General features: G+C 70.7%; 28 protein-coding genes. 9 read left to right on the forward strand and 19 right to left on the reverse strand.

Features of this window, described 5'->3' with window-relative positions:
• Positions 1–43 precede the first annotated feature (43 nt).
• The gene (locus AB0G28_RS18465; protein ID WP_361089734.1) at positions 44–664 is read left to right on the forward strand and encodes a LysE family translocator; all 621 of its coding nucleotides are present in this window, start codon (positions 44–46) and stop codon (positions 662–664) included.
• On the opposite strand, the gene AB0G28_RS18470 is transcribed toward AB0G28_RS18465, so the two are convergent.
• Genes AB0G28_RS18470 through AB0G28_RS18480 form a run of 3 tightly spaced genes read right to left on the reverse strand, consistent with a single transcriptional unit; the run spans position 661 to position 3,084 of the window.
• Positions 661–1,851: an alpha/beta fold hydrolase gene (locus AB0G28_RS18470; RefSeq protein ID WP_361089736.1), complete on the reverse strand. Its 1,191-nt coding sequence runs from the start codon at positions 1,849–1,851 to the stop codon at positions 661–663. The two genes, AB0G28_RS18465 and AB0G28_RS18470, sit on opposite strands and share 4 nt — an antisense overlap.
• Positions 1,848–2,666: an NAD(P)H-binding protein gene (locus AB0G28_RS18475; RefSeq protein ID WP_361089737.1), complete on the reverse strand. Its 819-nt coding sequence runs from the start codon at positions 2,664–2,666 to the stop codon at positions 1,848–1,850. The genes AB0G28_RS18470 and AB0G28_RS18475 overlap by 4 nt, the downstream gene beginning before the upstream one ends.
• Complete coding sequence (locus AB0G28_RS18480) at positions 2,659–3,084, reverse strand: nuclear transport factor 2 family protein (protein ID WP_361089739.1); 426 nt, start codon at positions 3,082–3,084, stop codon at positions 2,659–2,661. Before AB0G28_RS18480 ends, AB0G28_RS18475 begins: the two co-directional genes overlap by 8 nt.
• A gap of 94 nt (positions 3,085–3,178) precedes the next feature.
• Between AB0G28_RS18480 and AB0G28_RS18485 the strand changes: the two genes are divergently transcribed.
• Positions 3,179–3,772: a TetR/AcrR family transcriptional regulator gene (locus AB0G28_RS18485; RefSeq protein WP_361089741.1), complete on the forward strand. Its 594-nt coding sequence runs from the start codon at positions 3,179–3,181 to the stop codon at positions 3,770–3,772.
• 2 nt (positions 3,773–3,774) lie between these two features.
• Here AB0G28_RS18485 and murA read toward each other — a convergent pair whose 3' ends face one another.
• Positions 3,775–5,049: a UDP-N-acetylglucosamine 1-carboxyvinyltransferase gene (gene murA, locus AB0G28_RS18490; RefSeq protein WP_361089743.1), complete on the reverse strand. Its 1,275-nt coding sequence runs from the start codon at positions 5,047–5,049 to the stop codon at positions 3,775–3,777.
• A 61-nt stretch (positions 5,050–5,110) separates the two neighbouring features.
• Here murA and AB0G28_RS18495 point away from each other — a divergent pair, with 61 nt between their 5' ends.
• Positions 5,111–5,683, forward strand: coding sequence for a cob(I)yrinic acid a,c-diamide adenosyltransferase (locus AB0G28_RS18495; RefSeq protein WP_361089745.1), 573 nt, complete (start codon positions 5,111–5,113; stop codon positions 5,681–5,683).
• A 1-nt stretch (position 5,684) separates the two neighbouring features.
• On the opposite strand, the gene AB0G28_RS18500 is transcribed toward AB0G28_RS18495, so the two are convergent.
• The 15 genes from AB0G28_RS18500 to AB0G28_RS18570 form a co-directional block, all read right to left on the reverse strand.
• A complete protein-coding gene (locus tag AB0G28_RS18500) occupies positions 5,685–5,831 on the reverse strand; it encodes a hypothetical protein (protein ID WP_361089747.1) in 147 nt (48 codons plus the stop codon).
• Entirely contained in the window at positions 5,831–7,069 is a 1,239-nt protein-coding gene (aroA, locus tag AB0G28_RS18505) for a 3-phosphoshikimate 1-carboxyvinyltransferase (RefSeq protein WP_361089749.1), read from the reverse strand. The genes AB0G28_RS18500 and aroA overlap by 1 nt, the downstream gene beginning before the upstream one ends.
• Before the next feature lie 9 nt (positions 7,070–7,078).
• Entirely contained in the window at positions 7,079–7,399 is a 321-nt protein-coding gene (locus AB0G28_RS18510; protein ID WP_361089751.1) for a putative quinol monooxygenase, read from the reverse strand.
• A 53-nt stretch (positions 7,400–7,452) separates the two neighbouring features.
• Complete coding sequence (locus AB0G28_RS18515) at positions 7,453–7,887, reverse strand: DUF2550 domain-containing protein (RefSeq protein ID WP_361089753.1); 435 nt, start codon at positions 7,885–7,887, stop codon at positions 7,453–7,455.
• A 25-nt stretch (positions 7,888–7,912) separates the two neighbouring features.
• Positions 7,913–8,278: a F0F1 ATP synthase subunit epsilon gene (locus tag AB0G28_RS18520; protein WP_003102658.1), complete on the reverse strand. Its 366-nt coding sequence runs from the start codon at positions 8,276–8,278 to the stop codon at positions 7,913–7,915.
• Between the two features lie 114 nt (positions 8,279–8,392).
• Positions 8,393–9,820, reverse strand: a complete 1,428-nt coding sequence (gene atpD / locus AB0G28_RS18525) for a F0F1 ATP synthase subunit beta (protein WP_361089755.1) — start codon at positions 9,818–9,820, stop codon at positions 8,393–8,395.
• On the reverse strand, positions 9,820–10,758 hold the full coding sequence (locus AB0G28_RS18530; protein WP_361089757.1) for a F0F1 ATP synthase subunit gamma: 939 nt from the start codon (positions 10,756–10,758) through the stop codon (positions 9,820–9,822). Before AB0G28_RS18530 ends, atpD begins: the two co-directional genes overlap by 1 nt.
• An 11-nt stretch (positions 10,759–10,769) precedes the next feature.
• Positions 10,770–12,410 (reverse strand): F0F1 ATP synthase subunit alpha, encoded by a 1,641-nt coding sequence (gene atpA, locus AB0G28_RS18535; protein WP_361089759.1) that lies wholly within the window; start codon positions 12,408–12,410, stop codon positions 10,770–10,772.
• A 57-nt stretch (positions 12,411–12,467) separates the two neighbouring features.
• A complete protein-coding gene (locus AB0G28_RS18540; protein WP_361089761.1) occupies positions 12,468–13,292 on the reverse strand; it encodes a F0F1 ATP synthase subunit delta in 825 nt (274 codons plus the stop codon).
• Positions 13,293–13,298: 6 nt separating this feature from the next.
• Complete coding sequence (locus tag AB0G28_RS18545; RefSeq protein ID WP_361089762.1) at positions 13,299–13,850, reverse strand: F0F1 ATP synthase subunit B; 552 nt, start codon at positions 13,848–13,850, stop codon at positions 13,299–13,301.
• A 32-nt stretch (positions 13,851–13,882) separates the two neighbouring features.
• On the reverse strand, positions 13,883–14,140 hold the full coding sequence (locus tag AB0G28_RS18550) for an ATP F0F1 synthase subunit C (protein WP_361089764.1): 258 nt from the start codon (positions 14,138–14,140) through the stop codon (positions 13,883–13,885).
• 55 nt (positions 14,141–14,195) lie between these two features.
• Entirely contained in the window at positions 14,196–14,981 is a 786-nt protein-coding gene (gene atpB / locus AB0G28_RS18555) for a F0F1 ATP synthase subunit A (RefSeq protein WP_361089766.1), read from the reverse strand.
• 509 nt (positions 14,982–15,490) lie between these two features.
• Positions 15,491–15,934: a hypothetical protein gene (locus AB0G28_RS18560; RefSeq protein ID WP_361089768.1), complete on the reverse strand. Its 444-nt coding sequence runs from the start codon at positions 15,932–15,934 to the stop codon at positions 15,491–15,493.
• Positions 15,935–15,983: 49 nt separating this feature from the next.
• Positions 15,984–17,141, reverse strand: coding sequence for an MraY family glycosyltransferase (locus AB0G28_RS18565; protein WP_361089769.1), 1,158 nt, complete (start codon positions 17,139–17,141; stop codon positions 15,984–15,986).
• 74 nt (positions 17,142–17,215) lie between these two features.
• Positions 17,216–17,866 (reverse strand): L-threonylcarbamoyladenylate synthase, encoded by a 651-nt coding sequence (locus AB0G28_RS18570; protein ID WP_361089771.1) that lies wholly within the window; start codon positions 17,864–17,866, stop codon positions 17,216–17,218.
• A 324-nt stretch (positions 17,867–18,190) separates the two neighbouring features.
• On the opposite strand from AB0G28_RS18570, the gene AB0G28_RS18575 reads away from it, so the two are divergent.
• The 6 genes from AB0G28_RS18575 (at position 18,191) to AB0G28_RS18600 (ending at position 26,851) form a co-directional block, all read left to right on the forward strand.
• Entirely contained in the window at positions 18,191–20,164 is a 1,974-nt protein-coding gene (locus AB0G28_RS18575; RefSeq protein WP_361089773.1) for a M6 family metalloprotease domain-containing protein, read from the forward strand.
• A 150-nt stretch (positions 20,165–20,314) separates the two neighbouring features.
• The gene (locus tag AB0G28_RS18580; protein WP_361089775.1) at positions 20,315–22,546 is read left to right on the forward strand and encodes a glycoside hydrolase family 95 protein; all 2,232 of its coding nucleotides are present in this window, start codon (positions 20,315–20,317) and stop codon (positions 22,544–22,546) included.
• Positions 22,483–23,160 carry an RICIN domain-containing protein gene (locus tag AB0G28_RS18585; protein ID WP_361089865.1) on the forward strand — a complete coding sequence of 226 codons (678 nt, stop codon included), beginning with the start codon at positions 22,483–22,485 and terminating at the stop codon, positions 23,158–23,160. The genes AB0G28_RS18580 and AB0G28_RS18585 overlap by 64 nt, the downstream gene beginning before the upstream one ends.
• A gap of 109 nt (positions 23,161–23,269) precedes the next feature.
• Positions 23,270–25,201 (forward strand): histidine kinase, encoded by a 1,932-nt coding sequence (locus AB0G28_RS18590; protein WP_361089777.1) that lies wholly within the window; start codon positions 23,270–23,272, stop codon positions 25,199–25,201.
• Between the two features lie 4 nt (positions 25,202–25,205).
• Entirely contained in the window at positions 25,206–25,859 is a 654-nt protein-coding gene (locus tag AB0G28_RS18595) for a response regulator transcription factor (RefSeq protein WP_361089779.1), read from the forward strand.
• Positions 25,860–26,005: 146 nt separating this feature from the next.
• Positions 26,006–26,851 (forward strand): S1 family peptidase, encoded by an 846-nt coding sequence (locus AB0G28_RS18600; RefSeq protein WP_361089781.1) that lies wholly within the window; start codon positions 26,006–26,008, stop codon positions 26,849–26,851.
• Positions 26,852–27,000: the final 149 nt, after the last annotated feature.

Raw genomic sequence — 27,000 nt, forward strand, 5'->3', positions numbered from 1 at the left:
CTCACGATCCGGAACCCTGTCGTCCCCGTCCTAGGCTGTGGTCATGACCTGGGGAACTTATGGCGCTTATGTGCTTTTCGTGCTGCTCGTGCTCGTCGTGCCAGGGCCGGACACGGCTGTCGTGCTCAAGAACTCGCTCGCCGGCGGGAACCGCGGCGGGGTCCTGACCGCGCTGGGGATCGGATCCGGAAACCTCATCCAGGGCCTCGCCGCCGCCCTGGGACTCAGTGCCGTCATCGTGCGGTCCGAACCCGTCTTCCTCGCCTTGAAGTGGGCCGGCGCCGCCTACCTCGGGTACCTCGGTGTGAGAGCCCTCATCGCCGCCTGGCGCGGGGACTACTCCGCGCTGACGCTCGCGCGAGCCAAGCCGAGCGGAAGCCGGCGGTGGCGTGAAGGCTTCCTCTGCAACCTCACCAACCCGAAGGGGCTCCTCTTCTACCTCGCGATGCTGCCGCAGTTCCTGACCCCGGGCTCGACGATCGCCGAGACGATGCTGCTCGTCGTCACCGTCGTGGTGCTCGCCACGCTCTGGCAATTGGTCATCGTCGCCGGCGTGCACCGGATCCGCGGCTGGCTGCAGCGGCGCCGGGTCCGCCGCACCCTCGACGGCGTCACCGGCACCGCCCTCGTCGGCTTCGGCGCCGTACTGGCCTTCGAGGGTTAGAGCGTCCGGTCCAGCCAGTCGTAGATCCGGCCGGCCGCGAGCCGCTGGGCGCCGACGTGGCAGTGCGCGTCCGCGCCTTCCTCCGCGGTGAACGTCATCAGCGTCTTAGGTGCGTTCAGGTGCGCGTACAGCCGCCGAGGCTCGGTTTCGGTCTCGCCGCCGAAGAACAGGTCGTCCGCCGCTTCGCAGACCAGCGTCGGGCACGCGATCTTCTCCGCGACGCCGTCTTCGAGCGTGTACTCCAGGTACTTCGCGACGAACTCGCGGTCGGTCGCCGCGCCCAGGACGTAACGGCCGTGGTCGCACGCCCAGCGCAGCGTCGGGCTCGCCTGCCGGCCCGCCGCGAGCAGCGCGTCGAACTCGTCGTCGTGCTCCGCCCGGGCACGGCGGGCGATCTCCTCGCGCGACCACGGCAGCGCCGACGTCACCGCGGCGCCCGCGTCGTAGACGCCGTCGACCGCGACGACCGCCGCCAGCCGGGGCTCGAACGCCGCCGCACGCGGCGCCAGCATGCCGCCGAGGCTGACGCCGAGCAGCGCGATCCGCGCCGGGTCGACGCCGTCGAGCCCGAGCGCGAAGTCCACCACCGGCGTCACCACGTGTTCCCAGTCCGGGCGGAACACCAGCTTCTCGTGCCGGATCGCGCTCGGCTGGCCCGGGCCGTCGAAGGTCAGCACGTGGTAGCCGCGTTCGGCACCCGTCGCCGCGCCCATGAAGTGGAGTTCCTCGGCGCTGCCGTCGAACCCGTTGTGCATGATCAGCACCGGCTTCGGGCCCGCACCCGGCGCGCGGTAGAGGTAGCCGCGCAAAACCGTTCCCTCGTAGGGGATTTCGACCGGCTCCGCGACCCCGGCCCGCCGGAAGCATTCGACGCTGCGGTCGTAGGCCGCCGCGATCCGCGGGTCCGCCGGGTCGCCGTGCAGGAAGAACTCCGACGAGAAGTAGTACGTCGACGCGCGCAGCAGCAGGTCCCGCGCGGTCACCGGGCCGGCGTCCGCCGCTTCCGCGTACAGGCGGTCGGCCAGGGCGCGGTAGGCGTCGTGCCAGCTGTCGTAGTCGCCGGGCGTCACGCTCGACGCCGCGGCGAGCACTTCGCCGAAGTCCGAGCCGCCGTAGGCCGCGTGGCCGAACAGGCGCAGGGTTTCGAACCAGAACTGCGTGTCCTCTTCGAACATCAGCTGCTTCATCGGATCTCCGCTTCCACAAAGGTTTCGAAGGCACGGGCGGGCCGCCCGGTGACCTGTTCGACGGCCGCGGTGACGCGGTCTTCGGAGCCGCGCCGGATGTCGTCGTCCAGCGCGGCCAGCACACGGGCGAACTCGGCGGGCAGCCCGGACCCGGTCAGCCGTGCGGCGAACTCGGCGGCCGGGACGGAACGGTGCCGTACCGTCCGGCCGAGCCGGGCGGAAACGACCGCCGCGGCTTCGGCGTAGCTGAGGGCGGCCGGGCCGGTCAGGACGTGTTCGGTGTTGTGCGGCACCGCGTCCGTCAGAGCGCGGACGGCGACCGCGGCGATGTCGCCGGCGTCGACGAACGCGACACGGGCATCACCGGTGGCGGTGACGATCTCGCCGTCGCGCACCCCTTGGGCGACCAGGTGCTCGCCGGTGAAGTTCTGCATGAACCAGCTCGGCTTCAGCACGGCCCACTCCGGCGCCGCGCGCACCAGCCGCTGCAGGTCGCCGAGCCCGGGGCTGTCCTCGGTGACGGCCGACGAGCTGAGCAGGACCACCCGCCGGACCCCCGCGTCGAACGCGTCCGCCAGGAACGGCTCCACCAGCGCCGCCGGCGCGGCCTCGCCGATCGGCGCGACGAGGTAGACGGCGGTGGCGCCGCGCACGGCGTCCGCGTGGGTGGCGCGATCTGTCCAGTCGAACCGGACCTGACCGGGTTCTCCCGGCTTGCGCGTGGCCGCCCGCGCCGCGAACCCGGCGTCACGCAGGCCCGCGACGACCCGGCGCCCGGTGGTTCCCGTGCCGCCGAGGACCAGGACGTCACCCATTGAAGGCCGCCGTCAGCTCTTCGACGCCACCGAGCACCCCGGCCGCGGCGAGCGGGCTCCAGTAGTCGCGGTAACGCCGGATCTCGCCGTCCTCGACGGTGATCACGGCGACGTACGACAGCTCGTACGGCTTCCGCGACGCCACCACGACTCCCGCGACGGTGAACTCGACGACGACCACGGCCGGGTCGGCGGTCTCGTGCACGGTCTTGGCCGTGACCTCCCGGATGTCGAGGAGGTTCGGGTGGTCGCGGAGGTACTCGCGGATCGCGTCACGGCCTTCGACCCGGGCCGGGTAGCCCGGACCGGCGAACGGGAACTCGAGGACACCGTCGGGCGCCCAGAGCCCGGCGAACCCGGCCATGTCGTGCTTCAGCAGCAGGTCGAGCGCGTGCTCGACGAGGTCCAGTGGCCGCATCGGAACTCCTTCCGCGTTTGGACGGGACGGTACCGTCCCGACGTCGACCATAGACGGGACGGTACCGTCCCGTCCACCCGCTACACTGCGACCCATGCCACGCACCCCGACCGGCGCCGCGGTCCTCCAGCCCGAAGTCACCAAGGCCATCACCGACGCCGTCATGTGGGAGCTCGCCGAACAGGGCTACGGCCGGCTCTCGATGGAAGCGGTGGCGAAACGCGCCGGCGTCGGCAAGAGCGCGCTGTACCGGCGGTGGTCGTCGAAGGACTACATGATCGCCTCGGTGGTGACGGAGTTCAGCGTCGGCCGCGCGGCCGAGGTTGACACCGGTTCACTGCGTGGCGACCTGCGCGAAACGATGCAGGCCCTGATCGACTGGCTCACGCACCCGCTGTTCTCGCGGATCCTGCCGGACCTGGTCGCGGAGGACGCCCGCAACCCGGGTTACGGCGACGGCTTGCGCGGAGCCATCGGCGGCCCTCGCCGCGAGGTCGGCGAGGCGATGCTGCGCCGCGCGATCGCGCGCGGCGAACTGCCCGAGGACCTCGACATGGAGATGGCGCTCGACGTCCTGGCGGCGCCCATCTACTGGCGTCTGGTGGTCCGGCAGGCCGAGCCGGAGCCGGACTACCTGGACCGGCTGGTGGAGTACGCCCTGCGCGCGCTCGGCGCGCAGGGCACCTGACTTCAGCTCCGGTCGGGCTCGCCGGCGACGCGCTTGATGTTCGCGCCGAGGCGGTTGAGGTTCTCGACGAAGTGCGGGTAGCCGCGGTCGATGTGGAAGACGTCCCAGACCTCGGTGACACCGTCCGCGCACAGGCCCGCCAGCACCAGCCCCGCACCTGCGCGGATATCCGATGCCCAGACCGGCGCGCTCGAGAGCTTCTCGACCCCGCGGACCACCGCGTGGTGGCCGTCCGTGCGGGCGTCGCCCGACAGCCTGACCATTTCCTCGATGAACCGGAAGCGCGCCTCGTAGACGTTCTCCGTGATCATCGACGTGCCTTCCGACACCGCCGACAGCGCGACCGCGAACGGCTGCAGGTCGGTCGCGAAGCCGGGGTACGGCAGCGTCACCCAGTCGACCGCCTTCGGGCGCTCCGGCTGGACCACGCGGAAACCCTTGTCGCCGAACGTCTCGACGTCCGCGCCGGCCAGCTCCAGCTTGTTCAGCACCAGGTCGAGGTGGTGCGGGTTGACGCCGCGGACGGTGATGTCGCCGCGGGTCATCGAGGCGGCGAACGCCCAGGTCGCGCCCACGATCCGGTCGCCGATGACGCTGTGCTGGGTCGGGTGGAGCTTCTCGACGCCGTGGACGGTCAGCGTCGACGTCCCGGCGCCCTCGATCTTCGCGCCCATCTCGGTGAGCATCGTGCAGATGTCGGCGATCTCCGGCTCGCGCGCGGCGTTGTCGATCACCGTCGTGCCCTCGGCCAGCACGGCCGCCATGAGGATGTTCTCGGTCGCGCCGACGCTCGGGAAGTCCAGCCAGATCTGCGCGCCGACCAGCGTCTCGGCCTTCGCGACGACACAGCCGTGCTCGATCGTGCTCGTCGCGCCCAGCTTGCGCAGGCCGTTCTGGTGCATGTCCAGCGGGCGCGAGCCGATCGCGTCGCCGCCCGGCAGCGCGACGACGGCCTGCTTCAGCCGGCCGACCAGCGGCCCCAGCACGCAGACGGACGCGCGCAGCTTGCCCATCGCCGACGAGTCCGCGCGGTGCGACAGCTCGGCCGGGGTGGTGATGGTGGCGGTGTCGCCCTCGATGACGACCTCGCAGCCGACGCTCCGCAGCACGTCGCCCATCAGCGGGACGTCGAGGATCTGCGGGCAGTTCGTGATGGTCGTGGTGCCCTCCGCGAGGAGGGCGGCGGCCATCAGCTTCAGCACGCTGTTCTTCGCGCCGACCACGTCGACCTCGCCGACCAGCCGGGCTCCGCCATGCACGTCGAAGTGCTCGCTCATGGCCGCCAATCATGCCCTCTCGCCCGGATTCGGCCCGGGCGGGGGCCGCTATGGTGGGTTCATGGTCGTTCGCATCAACCGCGTGTACACGAAGGTCGGCGACAACGGCACGACCGCGCTCGGCGACGGGTCCCGCGTGCCGAAGACGTCCCCGCGGCTGGGTGCGTATGCGGACACGGACGAGACGAACTCGGTGCTGGGACTGGCGATCGCGGTCGGCTCGCTGCCGGACGAAGTGGCGGACGTCCTGCGCACGGTCCAGAACGACCTCTTCGACGTCGGCGCGGACCTGTGCCTGCCGATCTCCGACGACCCGCCGTACCCGCCGCTGCGGATCACCGAGAAGTACGTCGAGCGGCTGGAAGGCTGGTGCGACGAGTTCAACGAGCGCCTGCCGAAGCTGACGTCGTTCATCCTGCCGGGCGGGACGCCGGGGGCGGCGTTCCTGCACCAGGCGCGCACGGTGGCACGCCGGGCCGAGCGGTCGGCCTGGGCCCTGCACGAGGCCGAGCCCGAGGCGACCAACCCGATCGCGGTGAAGTACCTGAACCGGCTGTCGGACCTGCTGTTCATCCTGGCGAGGCTGGCGAACCCGGACGGCGACGTCCTGTGGCAGCCGGGCGGGCAGCCCTGACTCAGCCTCCGAGGTGAGCCGACCAGTAGCGGTCCAGGTCGGCCTCTTCCGGGGTCCCGTCGAAGCCCGGGTCCACCGGCTGCGTCGTCACCATGTCCTCCGGCTTCACGCGCTCCGGCAGCTTGGCGAAGCGGTTCTCTTCGGCCATCAGATTCCCCAGCTCTCCCGCAGGGTCCCCAGCGCCTGGTGGAAGCCGGGGAAGGTCTTCTTCACGCACTCCGGATCATCCAGGGTCACGTCGTCGACGAGCAAGCCCGTGATGCTGAACGCCATCGCGATCCGGTGGTCGCGGCGGCACGCCACCAGGGTGCCCGTCGGCCGGCCCGGCTGGATCTCGATCCAGTCGCGGCCCGTTTCGACCTCGACGCCCATCGCGCGCAGGTTCTCCTCGCACGCGTCGAGCCGGTCGCACTCCTTGATGCGCGTGTTGTAGACGTCCTCGATGCGGACCGGGCCCGAAGCGAAGGGTGCGATCGCCGCCAGGGTCGGGACGGTGTCCGAGATGTCGCGCATGTTCACCGTGATGCCGCGCAGGCCGTCCGACGGCCCCGCGACCGTCACCGAGTCCGGGCCCAGCTCCACGTGCGCGCCCATCTCACGCAGCACGTCGGCGAACTTCACGTCCCCCTGGAGAGCGTCCGAACCGAGGCCCGGGATGGTCACGGTGCGGCCGGTGACCGCCGCCGCGGCCAGGAAGTAGCTCGCCGTCGACGCGTCCGGCTCCACCGGGTACTCGCACGCCTGGTACGGCTGCGCCGGCACCACGAACGTCTGCCCCTCACGACCGACGTCGACGCCGAAGCGGCGCATCATCTCCAGCGTGATCTCGACGTAGGGCACCGAGACGAGGTCGGTCACCGTGATCCGCAGGCCCTCCGCGGTCAGCGGCCCGACCAGCAGCAACGCCGTCAGGAACTGCGACGACAGCCCGGCGTCGAGGGTCAGCTCGCCGCCCTTGATGCCGTTCGCGCGGACCGTCAGCGGGTGGTGCCCCGGCTCGCCGCGGAACTCGATGTCGACGCCCAGCTCCTGCAGGGCGTCGGTCAGCGGCCCCAGCGGGCGGCGGCGCATCTGGCCGGACGCGTCGAAGCGGAACGTCCCGGTGCCGGCCGCGGCCAGCGCGGGCAGGAACCGGGCCGTCGTGGCGCCGTCCCGGCAGAAGACGTCGGCCTCGGCGACCCCCGGGCCCGACGGCCGGCCCTCGATGGTCCACGCGTCCGCCTGCCGGTCGACGCGGTAGCCGAGCTTGACCAGGCCCTCGGCGAAGCCCTCGGTGTCGTCCGAGTGCAGCGGACGGCCGAGCACGGTGGTGCCGCGCGCGGCGGCGGCCAGGAACAGGCCACGGGCGGTGACGGACTTGGAGCCGGGGATCTCGACGAGGGTCACACCCCGAGTTTAGTGCGGGGAAATCTCGGCCATCGGGCCCCAGTCGGAGGCGTCCTGGACGTTGATGATCCGCGGGTTGTCGGAGATGTACTCGCCCAGCGTCGCGACGGCCGTCTTGAAGTGCTCGGAGCTGACGTGCGCGACGGCCGCGTCCTGGCCTTCGAAGCCCTCCACCAGCACGTACGTGTTCTTGTCGTCGACGCTGCGGGACCACTCGAAGAACTTGCTGCCCGCCTCGGCGCGGGTGCTGCGCGTGAAGTCCCCGACGATGTCGAGCCAGGAGTCCGCGTACTCGGGCTTCACCGGCCACTTGACCACGATGAGAATCATGGCCTCCACGGTAAGCCCGCGAGGCACCACAGGACGTCTCGGAATGAGACAGGTCAGGAAGCGCGCGGGAGGCGTCGCCCGGGCGGGGCGGATTCGAGCCACGAAAGGAAGCCCGTCAGCGCGCCCGGGCCCATGGCGATCTCGATCGCTTCCTGGGTCTCCGACTCGCAACGCAGCACCGTCGAGCCCTCGGGAACGGCGTAGGCCTCGGTCCCGGACGGGTCGCGGCGGTCGGCGATCTGCATGCTTTCGCGCTGGAAGACGCGGTCCGGGCCGGTCCGCAGGCTCCACACCCGGTACCAGACGAACTCGTCGCCCTCGTAACGGCCGAGCCCCAGGTGCCAGCCGGCCCGCGGGTTGTCCGGACGCCACCGCAGCGCGACGCTCACGCCGCCGCCGCGGCGCATCCGGATCCACCGCTGGCCGTACCAGGCGGCCAGCACCGCGAGCACGATCAGGAGCCCTGCTACGACCACGGTGATCTTCACGGCCCGGCTCCTGCCCGTCTCGCGCTCAGGCCGACTGACCCGCTGCGCGGAGCTGGGCCGAGGCCCTCGCCCGCTCGGTCTCGTCGTCCCCGGTCAGAGCCGCCTTGGCCGCTTCGACGTCGATCTCGTCGGACAGTTCGGCGCTCTCGGCGAGGATGCTGACGCCGGTGCCGGTCACGGAGAGGAAACCCCCGTGTACGGCCGCGCACACCGTTTCGCCGTCGGTGGTCGTCACCTTGACCACGCCACCCTCGACGAGCTGCCCGAGCACGGGTTCGTGACCGGCCATGATGCCGATTTCACCCTCGGTGGTCTGGGCCACCACGAAAGTGGCAGTACCCGACCAGAGACGGCGCTCGACGGCCACCAGCTCCACGGACATCTCAGCCACGTAGCACTCCTTAACTCGGGGTGTTGCCACCGAGTGTAATAGGTCTGTCTCCGGCTACGAGAACGGCGGGGGCTTCAGTCCACATAGGACAACGCCCCCGCCGTACCCGAAAAATCACTTCTTGGTGATTTCCTTGTACTTCTTCTCGAGGTCCTCGAGGCCACCGATGCCCAGGAACGCCTGCTCCGGGTAGTGGTCGAAGTCACCCTTGGCGATGCGGTCGAACGACTCGATGGTCTCCGACAGCGGCACCGTCGAGCCCGGGATCTGCGTGAACGCCTCGGCGACCAGCATGTTCTGCGACAGGAACCGCTCGATGCGGCGCGCGCGCTGAACGGTCAGCTTGTCCTCTTCCGAGAGCTCGTCCATACCGAGGATCGCGATGATGTCCTGCAGCTCCTTGTACTTCTGCAGGATCCGGATGACCTCGGAGGCCACGCGGTAGTGGTCCTCACCGACGATGGCCGGGTCGAGGATCGTCGACGTCGACGCCAGCGGGTCCACCGCCGGGAAGATGCCCTTCTGGAACACCGACCGGGAGAGCTCGGTGGTGGCGTCCAGGTGGGCGAACGTCGTCGCCGGGGCCGGGTCGGTGTAGTCGTCCGCGGGGACGTAGATCGCCTGCATCGAGGTGATCGAGCGACCCCGGGTCGAGGTGATCCGCTCCTGCAGCTGCCCCATCTCGTCGGCCAGCGTCGGCTGGTAACCCACGGCCGACGGCATGCGGCCCAGCAGGGTCGACACCTCGGAGCCGGCCTGGGTGAACCGGAAGATGTTGTCGATGAACAGCAGCACGTCCTGGTTCTGGACGTCGCGGAAGTACTCCGCCATGGTCAGCGCGGACAGCGCGACGCGCATACGCGTGCCCGGCGGCTCGTCCATCTGGCCGAAGACCAGGGCGGTGTCGTTGATGACGCCGTCCTCGGACATCTCCAGGAAGAGGTCGTTGCCCTCACGGGTGCGCTCGCCGACACCGGCGAACACCGACGTACCACCGAAGTTCCGGGCGACGCGGGTGATCATCTCCTTGATGAGCACCGTCTTGCCCACGCCGGCACCGCCGAACAGGCCGATCTTGCCACCCTGGACGTACGGGGTGAGCAGGTCGACGACCTTGAGGCCGGTCTCCAGCATCTCCGTCTTGCCCTCGAGCTGGTCGAAGGACGGCGGGTTGCGGTGGATGCCCCAGCGCTCGAGGTCCTCGCCGTAGCCGGGCTCGTCGAGGCACTCGCCGAGGGCGTTGTAGACGTGGCCCTTGACCTTGTCGCCGACCGGGACCGTGATCGGGCCACCGGTGTCGGTGACCTCGGCGCCGCGCACCAGGCCGTCCTGCGGCTGCAGGGAGATGGTGCGGACGAGGTTGTCACCCAGGTGGCTGGCGACCTCGAGGGTCACCGTCTTGCGCAGCTGCTCGAACTCGATGTCGACCTTGAGCGCGTTGAACTGGTCGGGAACGGAACCGCGCGGGAACTCGACGTCGACGACCGGCCCGGTCACCGAGACGATGCGCCCCTTGGCGCGCGGGGCTTCAGTACTGGTCATCAGTCATCACTTCCTGCTGCGGTGAGCGCGTTCGCCCCACCGACGATTTCGGAGATCTCCTGGGTGATCTGCGCCTGGCGGGCCTGGTTCGCCTCCCGCGTCAGCGTGTTCACCAGTTCGTTCGCGTTGTCCGACGCCGCCTTCATCGCGGTCCGGCGGGCGGCCAGTTCGGACGCCGCGGACTCGAGGAAGGCCGCGTAGAGCCGCGTGTTGATGTACTTCGGCAGGAGCGCGTCCAGCAGCGTGTCGGCACTGGGCTCGAACTCGTAGCTGGGGAGCAGCCCGGCGGGCTTCTCCTCTTCTCCCTCGGAGTACTCGACCTCGAGCGGGGCGACGCGCTTGGCGGTCGGCCGCTGGGTCAGCATCGACACGAACTCGGTGTAGACGACGTGGATCTCGTCGACACCCGCGACGCCGTCGGCGTTGCCGTCCGCGTCGTCGGCGCCGCGCATGAACGACTCCACCAGGGCGTCACCGGCCTCGACCGCGTTGGCGTAGCCCGGCTGGTCGGAGAAGCCCGTCCAGCCGTCCACGACCTCGCGGCCCCGGAACCGGTAGTAGTTCAGCCCCTTGTTGCCGGTGACGTAGACCTGCGGCTCCTTGCCCTCCGAGCGGAGGAGGGCCAGCAGCTCTTCGGTCGCGCGCAGCACGTTGGAGTTGTACCCGCCGCACTGGCCCTTGTCGCTGGTCACGACCAGGACAGCGGCCCGCTTGGGGTTCGGGCGCTCGACCAGCATGGGGTGGTCGAGCGTGGTGGCCGCGCCGGCCAGCGCCGAGAGCACCTTGGTGATCTCGTCCGCGTACGGCCGGGAAGCGGCGACCCGTGCCCGCGCCTTCGTGATGCGCGCGGTGGCGATGAGCTCCATCGCCTTCGTGATCTTGCCGATCGACTTGGTCGCCTTGATGCGCGACCGGAGTTCCCGGAGTTGTGCGGCCATGAGCTACCAGCTCACTTCTTCGGGGCGGGCTTGTTGACCTTGACGGTCTCCTGCCCGACCTTGTCGGCGTCCATCGCGTCGGCGTCCGCCTCGACCAGGGACTTGCCCTCGGAGGTGGTGAACTCCTTCTTGAACTCGTTCACCGCTTCGACGACGGCGTCGCGGGTCTCCTGCGGGAACTTGCCCGACTCGCGGATGCCCTTGATGAGGTCGGCGTGCTTGCGGCGGGCCGAGTCGATGAACTCGTGGTTGAAGCGGCGGACGTCCTCGGTCGGGACCGAGTCGTAGTGGCCGTTCGTGCCCAGGTACACCGTGAGGACCTGCTCCTCGACCGGGATCGGCGAGTACTGCGGCTGCTTGAGCACCTCGTACAGCCGGGCACCGCGCTCGAGCTGCGCCTTCGACGCGTCGTCGAGGTCGGAGGCGAAGGCCGCGAAGGCCTCCAGCTCGCGGTACTGCGACAGGTCGATCCGGAGCGAGCCCGCGACGTCCTTCATCGCCTTGACCTGCGCGGCACCACCCACGCGGGACACCGAGATACCCACGTCGATGGCCGGGCGCTGGCCGGCGTTGAACAGGTCCGACTGGAAGAAGCACTGGCCGTCGGTGATCGAGATGACGTTCGTCGGGATGTAGGCCGACACGTCGTTCGCCTTGGTCTCGATGATCGGGAGACCGGTCAGCGAGCCGGCGCCCAGCTCGTCCGACAGCTTCGCGCAGCGCTCCAGCAGGCGGGAGTGCAAGTAGAAGACGTCGCCGGGGAACGCCTCGCGGCCCGGCGGGCGGCGCAGCAGCAGCGAGATCGCGCGGTAGGCGTCGGCCTGCTTGGTCAGGTCGTCGAACACGATGAGGACGTGCTTGCCCTCGTACATCCAGTGCTGGCCGATGGCCGAGCCGGTGTACGGCGCGATCCACTTGAAGCCGGCCGAGTCGGACGCGGGGGCCGCGACGATGGTGGTGTACTCCAGCGCGCCGGCGTCCTCGAGGGACTTCTTCACGGCGGCGATCGTGGAGCCCTTCTGGCCGACCGCGACGTAGATGCAGCGGACCTGCTTCTGCGGGTCGCCGGTCTCCCAGTTGGCCTTCTGGTTGATGATCGTGTCCACGGCGACGGCGGTCTTGCCCGTCTTGCGGTCACCGATGATCAGCTGGCGCTGGCCGCGCCCGATCGGCGTCATCGCGTCGATGGCGGTGATGCCGGTCTGCAGCGGCTCCGACACCGGCTGGCGCTCGACCACCGAGGCGGCCTTGAGCTCCAGCGCGCGGCGGTCGGTGGTCTCGATGTCGCCGAGGCCGTCGATCGGCTGGCCCAGCGGGTTGACGACGCGGCCGAGGTAGCCGTCGCCCACCGGCACCGACAGGACCTGGCCGGTGCGCTTGACCTGCTGGCCCTCTTCGATGCTTTCGAAGTCACCGAGGATCGCGGCACCGATGGACCGCGCGTCCAGGTTCAAGGCGACGCCGAGGACGCCGCCGGGGAACTCGAGCAGCTCGTTGGCCATGGCCGAAGGCAGACCCTCGACGTGGGCGATGCCGTCACCGGCGTCCACCACGATGCCAACTTCTTCCCGGCTCACGTCCGGGGCGTAACTCGAGACGTAGTTCTCGATCGCGCTACGGATCTCATCCGAGGAGATCGTCAGCTCGGCCATGTCTTTCCCGCTCTCGCTTCGTTCTTGCCAGTATGCAAAGTCTTGTGTGACCTGGGGCTATGCCCGGGCCAGCCGCCTGCGCAGAGCCGCCAGCTGTCCCGCCGCGCTCCCGTCGATGACCTCGTCGCCGACGCGGACGACGAGCCCGCCGCCCAGCCGCGGGTCGATCTCGACGTGCAGCGCGATCGGCCGCCCGTAGAGGTCGTTGAGCTTCGCGCCCAGCTGGGCGGTCTGCTCGTCGGACAGGGCGTTCGCGCTGGTCACGTAGGCCACCGAGCGCTGACGCCGCTCCGCGGCCAGCTTGACCAGCTTGTCGAGCCCGACGCCGACGCCGCGGCCCTTGGCCCGGCGGACGACCTGCTCGACGAGGGTCTCGGTGACGACGTCCACCTTGTCGGCGAACAGCCCGCGCACCAGCGTGCGCTTGGCGTCGGCGGAACCGGTCAGGTCCGACAGCGCGGCCTCGAGCTCCGGGTGGTTGGCCACGACCCGCGCGACCTGGAAGAGCTGGGACTCGACGGTGTCGACGTTCCCGGTCTTCTCCGCCGAGGTGAGCAGGGCCGAGCGACCGAGCGACTCGAGGCCGTCGGTCAGCTCACGGGGGCTGGACCAGCGGCTGCCCGCCACGGCGTCGAGCACCTGGCACGCCGGTTCGGAAAGCTTGCCCTCGAACAGCCGGCGCACCAGCCCGGTGCGCGCCTCCGGCGTCGTCGAAGCGTCGCTCACCGCCCGGCGCAGGCCGATCTCCCGGTCGAGCAGGTCGACGACCGAGAGCAGCTCGTCGCCGACCGTGGCCGCGTCGGCTCCCGCGTCGGCCAGAACCTCGCCGAGGCGTTCCTCGGCGAGGCCGAGCGCTTCACGGCTCGCAGCATGCAGCGTCATCTCTGGTTACTTCCCCGCTCCGTTGGAGGCACCGGCGGTCTCCAGCTCCGCCAGGAACCGGTCGACGGTGCCGCGGCGGCGCACCTCGTCCTCGAGCGACTCGCCGACGATCCGGCTGGCCAGCTCGACGGCGTTGCGGCCCATGTCGGCCCGCAGCTCGGCGATGATCTGCGCCTTCTGGGCCTGGAGCTGGGCCTGACCCTGGGCGACGATGCGCTGGGACTCGGCCTCGGCCTCGGCCCGCAGCTCCGCCTTGATCTGCTCGGCTTCGAGCCGGGCGTCGTCGCGGATCTTGGCGGCCTCGGTCCGGGCCTCCTTGAGCTGCGCCTGGTACTTCGCCAGGGCCTCTTCGGCCTGGGCCTGGGCCTTCTCGGCCTTCTCGATGCCCCCCTCGATCTTCTGCGCACGCTCTTCGTACGCGGCCTCGAAGCGAGGGACGACGTACTTCTTGAGGATGAACAGCAGGATGAGGAAGGCGACGATGCCGAGGATCAGCTCCGAAATGTCGGGGATGATCGGCAATGGCGTCTCGGACGCCACGACCAGTTCGTTCGTCACGGCAGGGCCTCCTTAAACGATGAGCGGACGACTCAGCCTGCGGAGGCGATGAAGTAGATGACGATGCCGATCAGGGCGAGCACCTCGGTCAGCACGAAGGTCGAGAAGCCGATGCCCTGCAGCTTGCCCTGCGCCTCCGGCTGACGCGCGGTGCCGTTGATGACGGCGGCGAAGATCAGGCCCACACCGATGCCCGGGCCGATCGCGCCCAGGCCGTAGCCGATCGCGGCGAGGCCGGGGTTGATGTTGGTGGCGGCTTCCGCGGCCTGGGCCAGAACGATGTTGCTCACGTGCATTTCCCTTCACTTCGGTCCACGCGCTCGCGTGGATCGGGGGCTTGTGTTCTCAGTGCTCCGACGCCAGCGCGGCGCCGATGTACCCGGCCGACAGCAGGGCGAAGATGTAGGCCTGCAGCACCTGGATGAAGGCCTCGAGGAACGTCATCCCGATGGCGAAGATCCACGCCACCAGGGAAACCGGCTTCAGCGCCCAGCCCGAGGTCTCGGTCAGCAGGAAGGTGCCGCCGAGGGTGAACACCGCCAGGATCAGGTGACCCGCGAACATGGCGGCGAAAACACGGATGGCGAGCGTGAGCGGGTTGAGGAAGAACTTCTCCGCGAACTCGATCAGCGCGAACAGCGGCAGCACCATCGGCGGCACGCCCGGCGGGGCCAGCTCCTTCTTGAAGTAGCGGCCCAGGCCGTGCCTCTTGATCCCGGCGTAGTGGTACACCGGGTAGACGACGAGCACCGACAGGGCGATCGGGAAACCGAACCGCGCCATGGTCGGGAACTGGAGGAACGGGATGATCCCGTAGAGGTTGTTCACCAGGACGAAGGTGAACAACGAGAAAACGAGCGGAATGAACCGCTTGAAGTCCTGGGAGCCGATCTGTTCGCGCGCGATGTTGTTGCGGCTGAAGTTGTAGATCGACTCGGCGACGAACTGTCCCTTGCCCGGAACGACCTGCAGCTTGCGGGTCGCCAGCAGGAAGTACGTCGCGATGATCACGACCGAGAGCACCACGAGCACCATCGGCTTGGTTACCGAGCCGAAGATCGGCGGCAAGATGAAGCTTCCGGCGCCAGGGGGCTCGAACGTCGCACCCTCGGCCAATACCAGCGCGCCCACTGGGCTCCTTCCGGTTCTCCCGGCCGGCGTTCACTCCGCCGGGGGAATCGTCACGATCTGGACTTAACGTACCCGATACGTATCGGGACGTCGGAGGCGGCTACCCCACGGTCCGCAGAACACACCTTCACGTTCTGCACACGGGGTTGTCTCGCGTGAACACTGCCCTGCTGTCTACTTCGGACCAGCGGCGGGAGGCGGAACGACACGGTCGCCACACTGCTGATCGCGGTTCGTCTGAGGGAGCGCGCGGCCGAGGCCGCCACCCTTGACGCGGACCATACCAGCAGGTCAATCAGTGCCGGACAGCCGTACTCCTAACCCACCGATCAGCCCAGGACTTAGGTCCCGGGTCGACCCGGGACCCAGGTCCGGCCCCGGCCGGGACCGCGTCCGGATCACCGCAGGCGGCGGGTCCCGGTCACCGTCCGCAATCCGCACGAAGGCGCACCTTTGTGGTCCCGGTCACACTCAGGCGGCCGCAAGCGGGTGCACGAAGAGTTACCGCGTCAGGAAGGGATGATCGTCGGGATCTTGGTCTTGCGGAAGGCCGCGAACTCGGCCGCGGCGGCCAGCAGGATCGCCACGATCATCGTGATCCCGAGCGACAGCGGGTGCAGCGCCGTGACACCCTTCAGCAACGTCAGCGCGCCGAACAGCAGGACGACCTTCACGACGTACCCGCCGAGCGCGATCACCATGACGAACATCGGGTCCTGGCCGGCGCTGAACTTCATCAAGCCCAGTGTGGACAGCGACGCGATCATGGCCAGCGCCCCGCCGACGAGCGAGCCCAGGAAGCCGTGCAGGCCGAAGAGGATGCTGAACAGCGCGATGCACACCACCACCGCGGGCGGGGTGATCAGCAGCGAGGCCTTGGTCATCGCGCGGGCCGCCTGCAGCACCACCTTGGCGTGCGGGTTCTCCTGCGCTTCGGTTTCGGTCTCGCTCACGGCTGGCTCCCTGTCCGGTTTCAGCACCGAGTGTAGAGACCCCGGCGTCCTAGGTGCCGGGCTGGTTGCGCGAGCGCAGCCGCGGGACGATCGAGACGACCACCGCGAAGACCAGGCCCGCCCCGATGATCCACAGCGCCGCGGCGTCGTCGAACAGCGTCACCGACACCGCGCCGAAGGCGAGGATCCCGGCCCACAGGTAGATGAGCAGCACCGCGCGGCGCTGCGAGTGCCCGATCTCCAGCAGCCGGTGGTGCAGGTGCATCTTGTCGGCCGCGAACGGGCTTTCGCCGCGGCGCGTGCGCCGGACGACCGCCATGATCAGGTCCAGCAGCGGCACGAACAGCACCGCCGCGACGACGACGAGCGGCGACAGCAGCGCGATCGCGTCCTTGCCGCTGAACTGCGGGTACGGCACCCGCCCGGACGCCGACGTCGTCGCGCCGGCGAGCATCAGGCCGATCATCATCGACCCGGAGTCGCCCATGAAGATCTTCGCGGGCTGGAAGTTGTACGGCAGGAAGCCCAGACACGCGCCGGCGAGCGTGGCCGCGATCAGCGCGGGCGGGTAGGTGCCGACGTCGCCGCCGGAGCTGTCGAGCAGCCCGAGCGAGAACGCGCACGTCGCGGCGGCCGCGATGAAGCCGAGGCCGCCGGCCAGCCCGTCGAGGCCGTCGACGAAGTTCATCGCGTTGACCATCACCACGACCATCACGACGGTGAGCAGCGCGCCCTGGTTCTTGTCGAGCACGAGCACCGAGCCGAACGAGCCGTCGTTGCCACCCCACGGCACCCAGAACGACACCCACTGCACGCCGAAGATGACCAGGATCCCGGCGCACATGACCTGGCCGGCCAGCTTCGTCCAGGCGTCCAGCTCGAACCGGTCGTCGAGCGCGCCGATCAGCGAGATGACCCCGGCGGCGAGCAGCACGCCGACCGAGTCGAAGGAGGCGTCGAAGCCGTGCGACAGCGCGGGCAGCTGGTGGGCGAGGCCCATCGCGCCGGCGACGCCGAGGTAGATGCCGACCCCGCCCATCCGCGGGATCGGGGCCACGTGGACGTCGCGGGCGCGGGGGTTGGCGATGGCGCCGACCCGGATCGCGATCCGGCGGACGACGCCGGTGAGCAGGTAGGTCACGGCCGTCGCGGTCAGCGCGACGAGGATGTATTCCCGGATGGGGAGAAGACCGGATGTGGGCGGCACGGGGGCTTCACGCTCGCGGGGTCGGGGTCACCCGCGACACGCTATCGTGCCGCGGAAAACGCCGTGATCCGGCTTCAGGCCAACGATTCCGCGGGCACACCGAGCACCTCCGCGACCGCCGTCTTCGCGACCGAACCCTCGCGCAGCACCACCGGCTCGGTGCCCGTGAGGTCCACAATGGTCGAGGCGACGGGCTCGCCGCTCGAACCGCCGTCGAGGTACACCGCGACGGAGTCGCCGAGCTGGTCCTGCGCCTCCTGCGCGGTGCTGGCCGGCGGGCGGCCGGAGACGTTCGCGCTCGAGACGGCCATCGGCCCGACGTCGCGCAGCAGTTCCAGCGCCACCGGGTGCAGCGGCATCCGGAGCATCACGGTGCCGCGGGCGTCGCCGAGGTTCCACTGCAGGCTCGGCGCGTGCGGCAGCACGATCGACAGGTCGCCGGGCCAGAAGGCTTCGATGAGGGCACGGGCCTGCGGCGGCACGCCGAGCACCAGACCGTCCACAGTGGACCAGGAGCCGACGAGCACGCCGACCGGCATGTCGGGGCCGCGGTTCTTCGCGCGCAGCAGCGCCTGGACGGCGCCCGCGTCGAACGCGTCGGCGCCGATGCCGTAGACCGTGTCGGTCGGCAGGACGACCAGCCTGCTCGACCGCACCGCACCCGCGGCGGCGGCCAGCCCGTCGGCCCGGGTCTCCCGCTTGCTGCAGTCGTAGACCACGCTCATGGGGGCCAAGCGTAGTCCGCGGGCGCCGGCGGGCGTTCGCCGCGTCACACCCGCGCGGCCACGTGGCCCGCACCGGCTCGGCCTGCACGGGCCGCCTTGGGGGCGCCCCCGTCTTCCACGCTACCGGCGACCACCGACAGTTTCCGGCACTCCCCGGTGCGCGCGGCCGGAGTTGTCCACAGCGCTCGGCGATGGGCGGCCAGACTTTCGTCGTGGGGCAAGCGGGTAAACCTCGCCGCGAGGCAGAACCACGACAGCGGGGCTCAATACGGTCGATCTTCGGGAACCACCAACCCCCGCGGGTTCCCAGTGAAGGAGCCGCAGATGCGCCCCAGAACCCCGAAAGCGCTCGCCCTGCTCGCCGCCGTCGCCGTCCTGTCCGGGCTCGGCACCGGCACCGCCGCGGCGGAACCGCTCACCCGTGGCTGGCCCGCCCCGATCGACGCCGCGCACTGGGAGAACCAGGACCACATGACCTGGTCCGACTACCGCAAGGTCCCCGGCACGAACTGGGCCGACCCGAACCTCAGGCCCACCCAGCGCACCTTCAAGGGCGCCGTCGTCCTCGCCGACTACCCCGACCAGGACTTCGTCGTCACGAAGCCGGCGAAGTCGACCATCTTCGGCAACCCCGGCCCCGCCGCCGCGAACATCCCGCGGGCCCAGGTCGCGCGGTACTACCAGGACTTCCTCAACAAGCCCGAAGCCCTCAACAACGGCCACACCATCAACGAGTACTGGATGGAGGACTCGGGCGGCCGGTTCGGCGTGCAGCTGACCGCGTTCGGGCCGTACCGGATGCCCGGCAAGTCCTACGAGTACGGCATGGAGTTCCAGCCGAACGCCTGCCCGCCCGGCGCGAACTGCACCCGCGACATCCGAAAGGACGCCGGGGACGCCTGGCGCGCCGACGTCGGTGACACCGCGAAGCAGTTCGACTTCGTCTTCTACCTCTCCGCCGGCCAGGACGAGAGCTCGACCTGGCAGGAGTTCGGCGAAATGAAGTTCGGCACGAAGGAGAACGTGCCCGACAGCTTCGGCCCGCCGAACCACGACCTGCCCAACTACGCGGCCACCCGGTACGTACCGTGGACGTCGTGGGCCTCGGCCGCCAGCATCTGGCCGAACGCGCAGGACGGCAGCTCGGTGCAGGCCGAAAGCTCCGGCCAGTCGACCTACGCCCACGAGTTCAGCCACATCCTGGGCATCGGCGACAACTACAACAACCCGTTCGGCATCCCGCCGTGGCGCGACTACTCCGGCGCGTGGGAGATGCTCTCGCGCGGCACGTTCAACGGGCCGGGCGGGCCGCACACGCGCTGGCAGATCCCGGCGACGCAGGGCAGCTCGATGGGTGCCCAGCACATGCTGCGCAACAAGATGAAGCTCGGCATCGTCGACCCCGCCGACGTCCTGCAGCTCGACCGGAACACACTGGCCTCGTCCGGTCCCGTGTCGGCCCGCATCACGGCTCGTGAGGCCGACGCGCAGCCCGGCGCGTTCACCGGGCTGAACATCAAGCTGACCGGCGGCGACAAGAGCCCGAAGTGCGACCGGGCGACGGACCCGTTCTGCGACGGCGGCGGCTACGACAACTACACCGTCGAGGTCGTCGACCGGATGGGCGCGGACTCGTTCGCCCCGGACTCCGGGGTGCTGATCGCGAAGACCAAGAACAAGGACAACGCGCCCTTCGAGTGGGTGATCGACGCGAACCCGCAGGACATCGGCATCACCGACTACACGAAGGCGGACGGCACGCCGGTGAAGATCACCATCGGCGACTACCGCCAGCTCAACGACGCCCTGTTCAAGGCGGGCACGGAGGCGTCGAGCCCGTACGAGTACACCGACCAGGCGAACCGCCTGCGGTTCCTGATCACCGACCTGGCCCGGGACCGCCGGGGAATCCTGTCGTACACGGTGACGGTGGCCTCGCTGGACGGCGCGGGCAGCCAGGCCCGCGGCGCGGCACTGACACCGGCCCTGCCGTCGATCGCCCGCGGCGGCCTCGCAACGTGCGACTTCGGCCTGCTCAACACGGGTTCGGCCCGGGGAGCGCAGGCACCGTACGACACGGACACGTACCGGCTGAGCGTGTCGACGGACGCCCGAGGCTGGCAGGTCCGCCTCCCGAACGAGCTGGCCACGGCGAAGTTCGGCGGCCACGCGAAGGTCCCGGCGTACGCGAAGCGCAGCGCGGGAGGTGACCTGACGGCCCGGGTGAAGCTGACGGCGACCTCGGTGAGCGACCCATCGAAGACGGCGACGGCAACCTGCACGGCATTCGGCTTCTAGCCCGAAGCGCCCCAATGTGGCGTTGGTTGCGTCCAACGCACCCAATGTGGCGTTCGGTGCGTCTGACGCACCGAACGCCACATTGGGTGCGTTGGACGCAACCAACGCCACATTGGGGCGCTTTCGCCCGCTGTCGATCGGAGGACGACGATGCCCGACCTGACCCGGCGGCAGGCGATCCGGCTCGGCGCCGCGCTGGTGCCCCTCGCGTGGACGGCGACCGCCCGGGCCGGGTCGGCCGCGCCCGCGGACGTCCGCGCGGTGAACGACCTCGCCCTGTGGTACGACAAGCAGGCGGGCACCGAGTGGCTGCGCGCGTTGCCGATCGGCAACGGCAGGCTGGGCGCCATGGTGTTCGGCAACACCGACACCGAACGCCTGCAGCTCAACGAGGACACGGTCTGGGCGGGCGGCCCGCACGACTACAGCAACACCCAGGGCGCGGGGGCACTGGCGCAGATCCGGCAGTTGGTGTTCGCCAACCAGTGGACGCAGGCGCAGTCGCTGATCGACCAGAAGATGCTCGGGACGCCGGCCGCCCAGCAGCCGTACCAGCCCGTCGGCACCCTCAGCCTCGCCCTCCCCGGCGGAAGCGCTTCTTCCTACCAGCGCTGGCTCGACCTGACCACGGCGACGACGGTCGTCACCTACGTCGCGAACAACGTGCGGTACCGGCGGGAAGCGTTCGCCAGCGCGGTGGACCAGGTGATCGTCGTGCGGCTGACGGCCGAGACACCCGGCTCGATCTCGTTCTCCGCGTCACTGGCCACCCCGCAGCGGGCGACGACGTCCAGCCCCGGCGGTACGGCCATCGCGCTGGACGGGATTTCCGCGGACAGCCGCGGGATCGCCGGTTCGGTCCGGTTCCTCGCGCTCGCCGACGCCGTCGCCGAAGGCGGGACCACCAGCAGTTCCGGCGGCACGCTGCGGGTCTCCGGTGCCGACGCCGTCACGCTGCTGATCTCGGTCGGCACCAGCTACGTCGACTACCGGACGGTGAACGGGGACTACCAGGGCATCGCCCGCGCCCGGCTGAGCGCCGCCCGGGTGCTGTCCTACGACTCGCTGCGCGGCCGGCACGTCGCCGACTACCAGAAGCTGTTCGGGCGCACCACGCTCGACCTCGGCCGCACCGCGGCGGCCGACCAGCCGACCGACGTCCGGATCGCCCGGCACAACACCGTCGACGACCCGCAGTTCTCCGCCCTGCTCTTCCAGTTCGGCCGCTACCTGCTGATCTCGTCGTCGCGGCCGGGCACCCAGCCGGCCAATCTGCAGGGCATCTGGAACGACCAGATGAACCCTTCGTGGGAGTCGAAGTACACGCTCAACGCCAACCTGCCGATGAACTACTGGCCGGCCGACGTGACGAACCTCGCCGAGTGCTACGAGCCGGTGTTCGGCATGATCGCCGACCTCGCGGTCACCGGCGCCCGCACCGCGCAGGTCGAGTACGGCGCCCGCGGCTGGGTCACCCACCACAACACCGACGGCTGGCGCGGATCGTCCATTGTGGACTTCGCGCAGGCCGGCATGTGGCAGACCGGGGGCGCCTGGCTCGCCACCATGATCTGGGACCACTACCGGTTCACCGGCGATGTCAACTTCCTGCGCTCGCGGTATCCGTTGCTGAAGGGTGCCGCCCAGTTCTTCCTCGACACCCTGGTCACCGAACCGTCCCTGGGCTACCTGGTCACCAACCCGGCCAACTCGCCGGAACTCAACCACCACGCGAACGCGTCGGTGTGCGCCGGCCCCACGATGGACATGCAGATCCTGCGCGACCTGTTCGACGGCTGCGCCGGCGCGTGCCAGGTGCTGGGCGTGGACGCCGCCTTCGCCGACCAGGTCAAGGCGGCCCGGCAGCGGCTGGCGCCGATGAAGGTCGGCTCGCGCGGGAACATCCAGGAATGGCTCTACGACTGGGTGGAGACCGAGCAGAACCACCGGCACATCTCCCACCTGTACGGCCTGTATCCCAGCAACCAGATCAGCAAGCGCGGCACGCCCCAGCTGTTCACCGCGGCCCGCCGGACGCTCGAGCTGCGCGGCGACGACGGCACCGGCTGGTCGCTGGCCTGGAAGATCAACTACTGGGCGCGTATGGAGGACGGCGGCAAGGCGCACGACCTGCTCCGGCTCCTGGTGCGGACGGACCGGCTGGCGCCCAACATGTTCGACCTGCACCCGCCGTTCCAGATCGACGGCAACTTCGGCGCGACGTCCGGCATCGCCGAGATGCTGCTGCACAGCCACAACGGCGAGCTCCACGTGCTCCCCGCGTTGCCTCGTCCTGGCCGTCCGGGAGCGTCACGGGCCTGCGCGGCCGTGGCGGCTACACCGTCGGCGCGGCCTGGAGCGGCGGCTCGGCGACGCAGCTGACCATCACGCCCGACCGCGACGGCGACGTCAAGGTCCGCAGCCGGATGTTCACCGCGGAGTACGCGCTGCTCGACACCACGACCGGCGCCGCTGTCCAGCCGGTCTCCGTCGAGACCGACTTGGTGAGCTTCGCCGGCCAGGCGGGCCACACCTACCGCGCGACTTCCACCGGCGGGCCGCCGCCGGTGGTGCAACCGGGGGTGAACTACCGGCTCGTCGCCCAGCACAGCGGCAAGCAGGCCGACATCAGCGGCGGCTCGACCGCGGCCGGGGCGGCCTTGATCCAGTGGCAGGCGACCGGCGGGCTCAACCAGCAGTTCGACTTCCTGCCCTCCGACGGTGGCTTCCACCGCATCCGGTCGCGCGGCAGCGGCCTGGTTCTCCAGGTGGCGTCCACGAGCACCGGCGCCGACATCACCCAGCAACCCGACAGCGGCGCGGCAACCCAGCAGTGGCGGGTGACCGACCAGGGCGGCGGCGTCGTGAGCCTGGTCAACCGGGCGAGCGGCCTCGCCATGGACGTCTGGAGCGCCTCGACCGCCGACGGCGCCCGCATCTCGCAGTGGACGGTGACCGGCGCCGCCAACCAGCGGTTTCTGCTTCAGCGCGTGTGACCGGCGGCGGCCTCGGCCGGGTCGGTCGTGAGTGAAAACGGTCTTCCAAACCGGTTTCTCACTCACGACCCACCCGAACCGGCGAGGGGGCGCGGTACGTGGAACGGGTATGACCGGATTCGCCGTCTCGGTGGCACCTCGGCTCGCCTCGCGGGCCGGGGTCTGCGGCCGGGAGCTGGCCGTGCTCGCGTTCGCCGGCGGGGTCACGTACTTCGCCACGCAGTACATCACCGTGACCTGGAGTCCCGCGCCGTGCGAACGGCCCGGCGTCGGCGTCCTCGTCGCCGGCGCGGCAATGCTGGCCGCGGCTGCCCGCCGCCGGTTTCCGGTGCTCGCGCTGCTCGCCGGGGCACTGCTGGTGGGGTGGTACCCGGCCGCCGGGGTCACGCTCGCCCTGACGGCGTACGGCGTGGCCGCGCGCACGCGGTCCCTCCGGTGGCGCTGTGGGGCACTGGCCGTGGCCGCGGCCACGCCGTTCGCCGTCGGGCTGGCGGGGTCGGATTTCCAGTGGCAGACCGCGCTCGCCGACTACGGGGTCGTGGCGGTGGTCTGCGTCCTCGGCCCGGTCGTGGTGCAGGTGCTGCTGGCCCAGCGGGAACGGCTGCTGGTCGCATTGCGGCAGCAGACGCGGTTCGCGGCGTCGGCCGCCCGGCTGCAGGAGCGGTCCCGGATCGCGCAGGAGATGCACGACCTCCTCGGGCACCGGCTCAGCCTCATCTCGCTCTACGCCGGCAGCCTCGAGCTCGACGCGGCGCAGCCGGCCGAGACCACCGAGCCCGCCCGGCTCATCCGCGGCACCGTCCAGACCGCGATGGACGAGCTGCGCGCGACGCTCGGCATCCTGCGCCAAGGCGAAGCCGACCTGACGCGGCCGGCGGACCGGACCGGCACCCGATCGGACGTCCAGGAGCTGGTCCGGCAGGCCAGGACGGCCGGCGTCGAGATCGACCTGACCTGGCACGGCCCGGATCTGACGGACACGGCACCACCGACCCGGCAGGCGGTGCACCGGATCGTCCGGGAGGGCCTGACCAACGCCTGCCGGCACGCCGCCGGCGCCCGGGCGGAGGTGGTCGTGGAGCGCGGGCCGGACCGCATCCGGGTCAGCGTCACCGACGACGGACGCGGCGGGGTCGGCCCGGCGGGCTCGGACCCCGGCCTGGCCGGGGTTCCGGACCGGAGCCGGGGCAGCGGCGGCAGCGACGCACCGGATTCCCGCCGCGGCCTGACCGGGGTCCCCGACCGCATCCGGCACAGCAGCAGCGACACCAGCCCGGCAGACTCCGGCCCCGACCTGACCGGCGCCCCCGGCCCGATCCGGCGCAGCGGCACCGGCTCGCCAGGCATCGGCCCCGTCCTGACCGGAATCGCGAACCGCATCCGGCGCAGCAGCAGCGGCACCGGCTCGCCAGACTCCGGTCCCGTCCTGACCGCGATCCCGGACCGCATCCGGCGCAGCGAGACCGGTTCGCCAGGCTCCGGCCGCGGTCTGGCCGGCGTCACCGGCGAGGGGCGCGGCGACACCAACCCGCCCGCCTCCGGCCTCGGCCTGGTCGGCGTCGAAGAACGGGTCCGGTTGCTGGGCGGCACCTTCCGGGCGGGCCCGGTGCCCGGCGGCGGCTTCCGGATCACCGCCGAGCTGCCCGCGGCCATCACCACCCCCGCACCGGCGCCCGGGACCGACGCGCAGCCCGACGACCGGTGGGCCCGGCTCGGTATGTCCGTCGTGCTGGCCACCGGTCTGGCCGGGGTGGCCGCGATCGTCGTGTTCGTGTTCGGCATGGTGCCGTTCGACGGCGTGGGCGATCCGTTCGGCTCGCTCGGCCTCGGCAGCCCCCGCGCGCGGGTCGCCGATCTCGCGGGCGAAGACGATCCCGTGGCCCGCCGGGCCGCGCGCGGCGCCGAACCGCCCGCGCCCACCGGCTCGGACTGCTCCTATTCCCTCACCTTCACCGAGGACGGCACATCGATGATCGAACGCTACTGCTTCCGCTCGGACCTCCTGGTCGACAAGGCCCGGTTCACCCTGCCGCGGGCCTGACGCCGTGGACCGCATCCGCGTGCTGCTCGCCGACGACGAACACCTGCTGCGGGCCGGAATCCGGCTCGTCCTGCGGCACGCCGACGACATCGAGGTCGTCGCCGAGGCCGGGGACGGCGGCGAAGCCGTCGACCTGGCCTGCCGACTCGCGCTCGACGTCGCTCTCCTGGACATCCGCATGCCCGGTGTCGACGGGCTGACCGCGGCCGAGCAGCTGGCCCGGCGGGCACCGGCGCTCAAGGTCGTCATGCTGACGACGTTCGGCGAGCCGGGCTACGTTTCGCGCGCGCTGCGGGCCGGCGCGGCCGGGTTCGTCCTCAAGGACACCGGGCCGCAGGAGCTCATCCAGGCGGTGCGGGCCGCCGCCCGCGGGGGTGCCGTCCTGTCCCCGCGCATCGCCAAGGACCTCATCGACACCTACGTCGTCACCGACGACGGCGAGGCACGCCGGCTGGTGGGCACGTTGACGGCACGGGAACACGAGGTGCTGGTCGGCGTCGGGCTCGGGATGTCGAACGCCGAGATCGCGCGGCAGCTGTTCATGGGCGAGGGCACCGTGAAGACCTACGTCAGCCGGATCCTCGGGAAGCTGGGCCGCGACAACCGGGTGCAGGCCGCGATCGTCGCGCACGAGGCGGGCATCCTGCCGGCGGGCTGAGCCGAGACGATCGGGGTCTTGACACGAGCCGATGGTCTCGGGAACGCCGGCGCCCTGAACGCACCGGCGGGGCGGTCCGTGGATCGAGGTGAGAGCCCCGATCACCGACCACGGAGGTCAGCGAAGTGCGTTCCCGGCACCGGAAGTTGAGCAGAGGCAAGATCCTGATGGCGGCCGCCGCCGTCGTGGCGGCCGGCACCGCCGCCGTCGCGCTGCCGCAGGCGGACGCCGCCGGCACGGACTCGGCCGCGCGCGCCATCACCGGCACCGCGTGGGCGGTCGACGCGCGGACCGGCGAAACGGTCGTCACGGCCGACAGCACCGTGCAGGGCGAGAAGTGGGACCGGCTGATGGCGGCGACCCGCGGACAGCCCGTCCGGGTCGAACGGACACCCGGGGTGCTCAGCCTGTTCGCCGAGGGTGGCGACGCGATCTTCACCGGCCGGGCCCGATGTTCCCTCGGCTTCAACGTCACCACCGGCAACGGGAACCCCGGCATCCTGACCGCCGGCCACTGCGCCGCCGCCGGCCGGCAGTGGTCGCTGACGCAGGGCGGGCGGCCGGTCGCCACCGTCCGGCAGGCGACGTTCCCCGGCAACGGCGACTTCTCCCTGCTCACCTACAACGACACCGCGACCGACGCCCCCAGTGTCGTCGACACCGGCGGGGGCCGGACGGTGACCATCACCCGGGCCGCCGCGGCGCGGGTGAACCAGCAGGTGCTCCGGATGGGCAGCACGACCGGGCTGCACCAGGGCCGGGTCACCGCCCTGAACGCCACGGTGAACTACCCCGAAGGCCGGGTCACCGGCCTGATCCAGACCACCGTGTGCGCCGAAGGCGGGGACAGCGGCGGGCCGCTGTTCACCCGCGACGGCAGCGCGATCGGCCTGACCTCGGGCGGCTCGGGCAACTGCCGGACCGGCGGGGTGACGTTCTTCCAGCCGGTGACCGCCGCGCTCGCCGCGGTCGGTGCCCGGATCGGCGGCTGAGGCCGCGGACCGCGCTTTTCAGCGCGGCCCGACCCGTGCGGCGCGCGGGGGATGTCCCGCGCCGCACGGGTCTCCGGCCTGCCGCGAACCGGCTCCCAGCCGTAGCAGAAGTTCGTTGAGAACGCGCTGAGAACGCTCGCGAGCGAGCG

The sequence above is a fragment of the Amycolatopsis sp. NPDC021455 genome, from assembly GCF_040640995.1.
Classification (GTDB): domain Bacteria; phylum Actinomycetota; class Actinomycetes; order Mycobacteriales; family Pseudonocardiaceae; genus Amycolatopsis.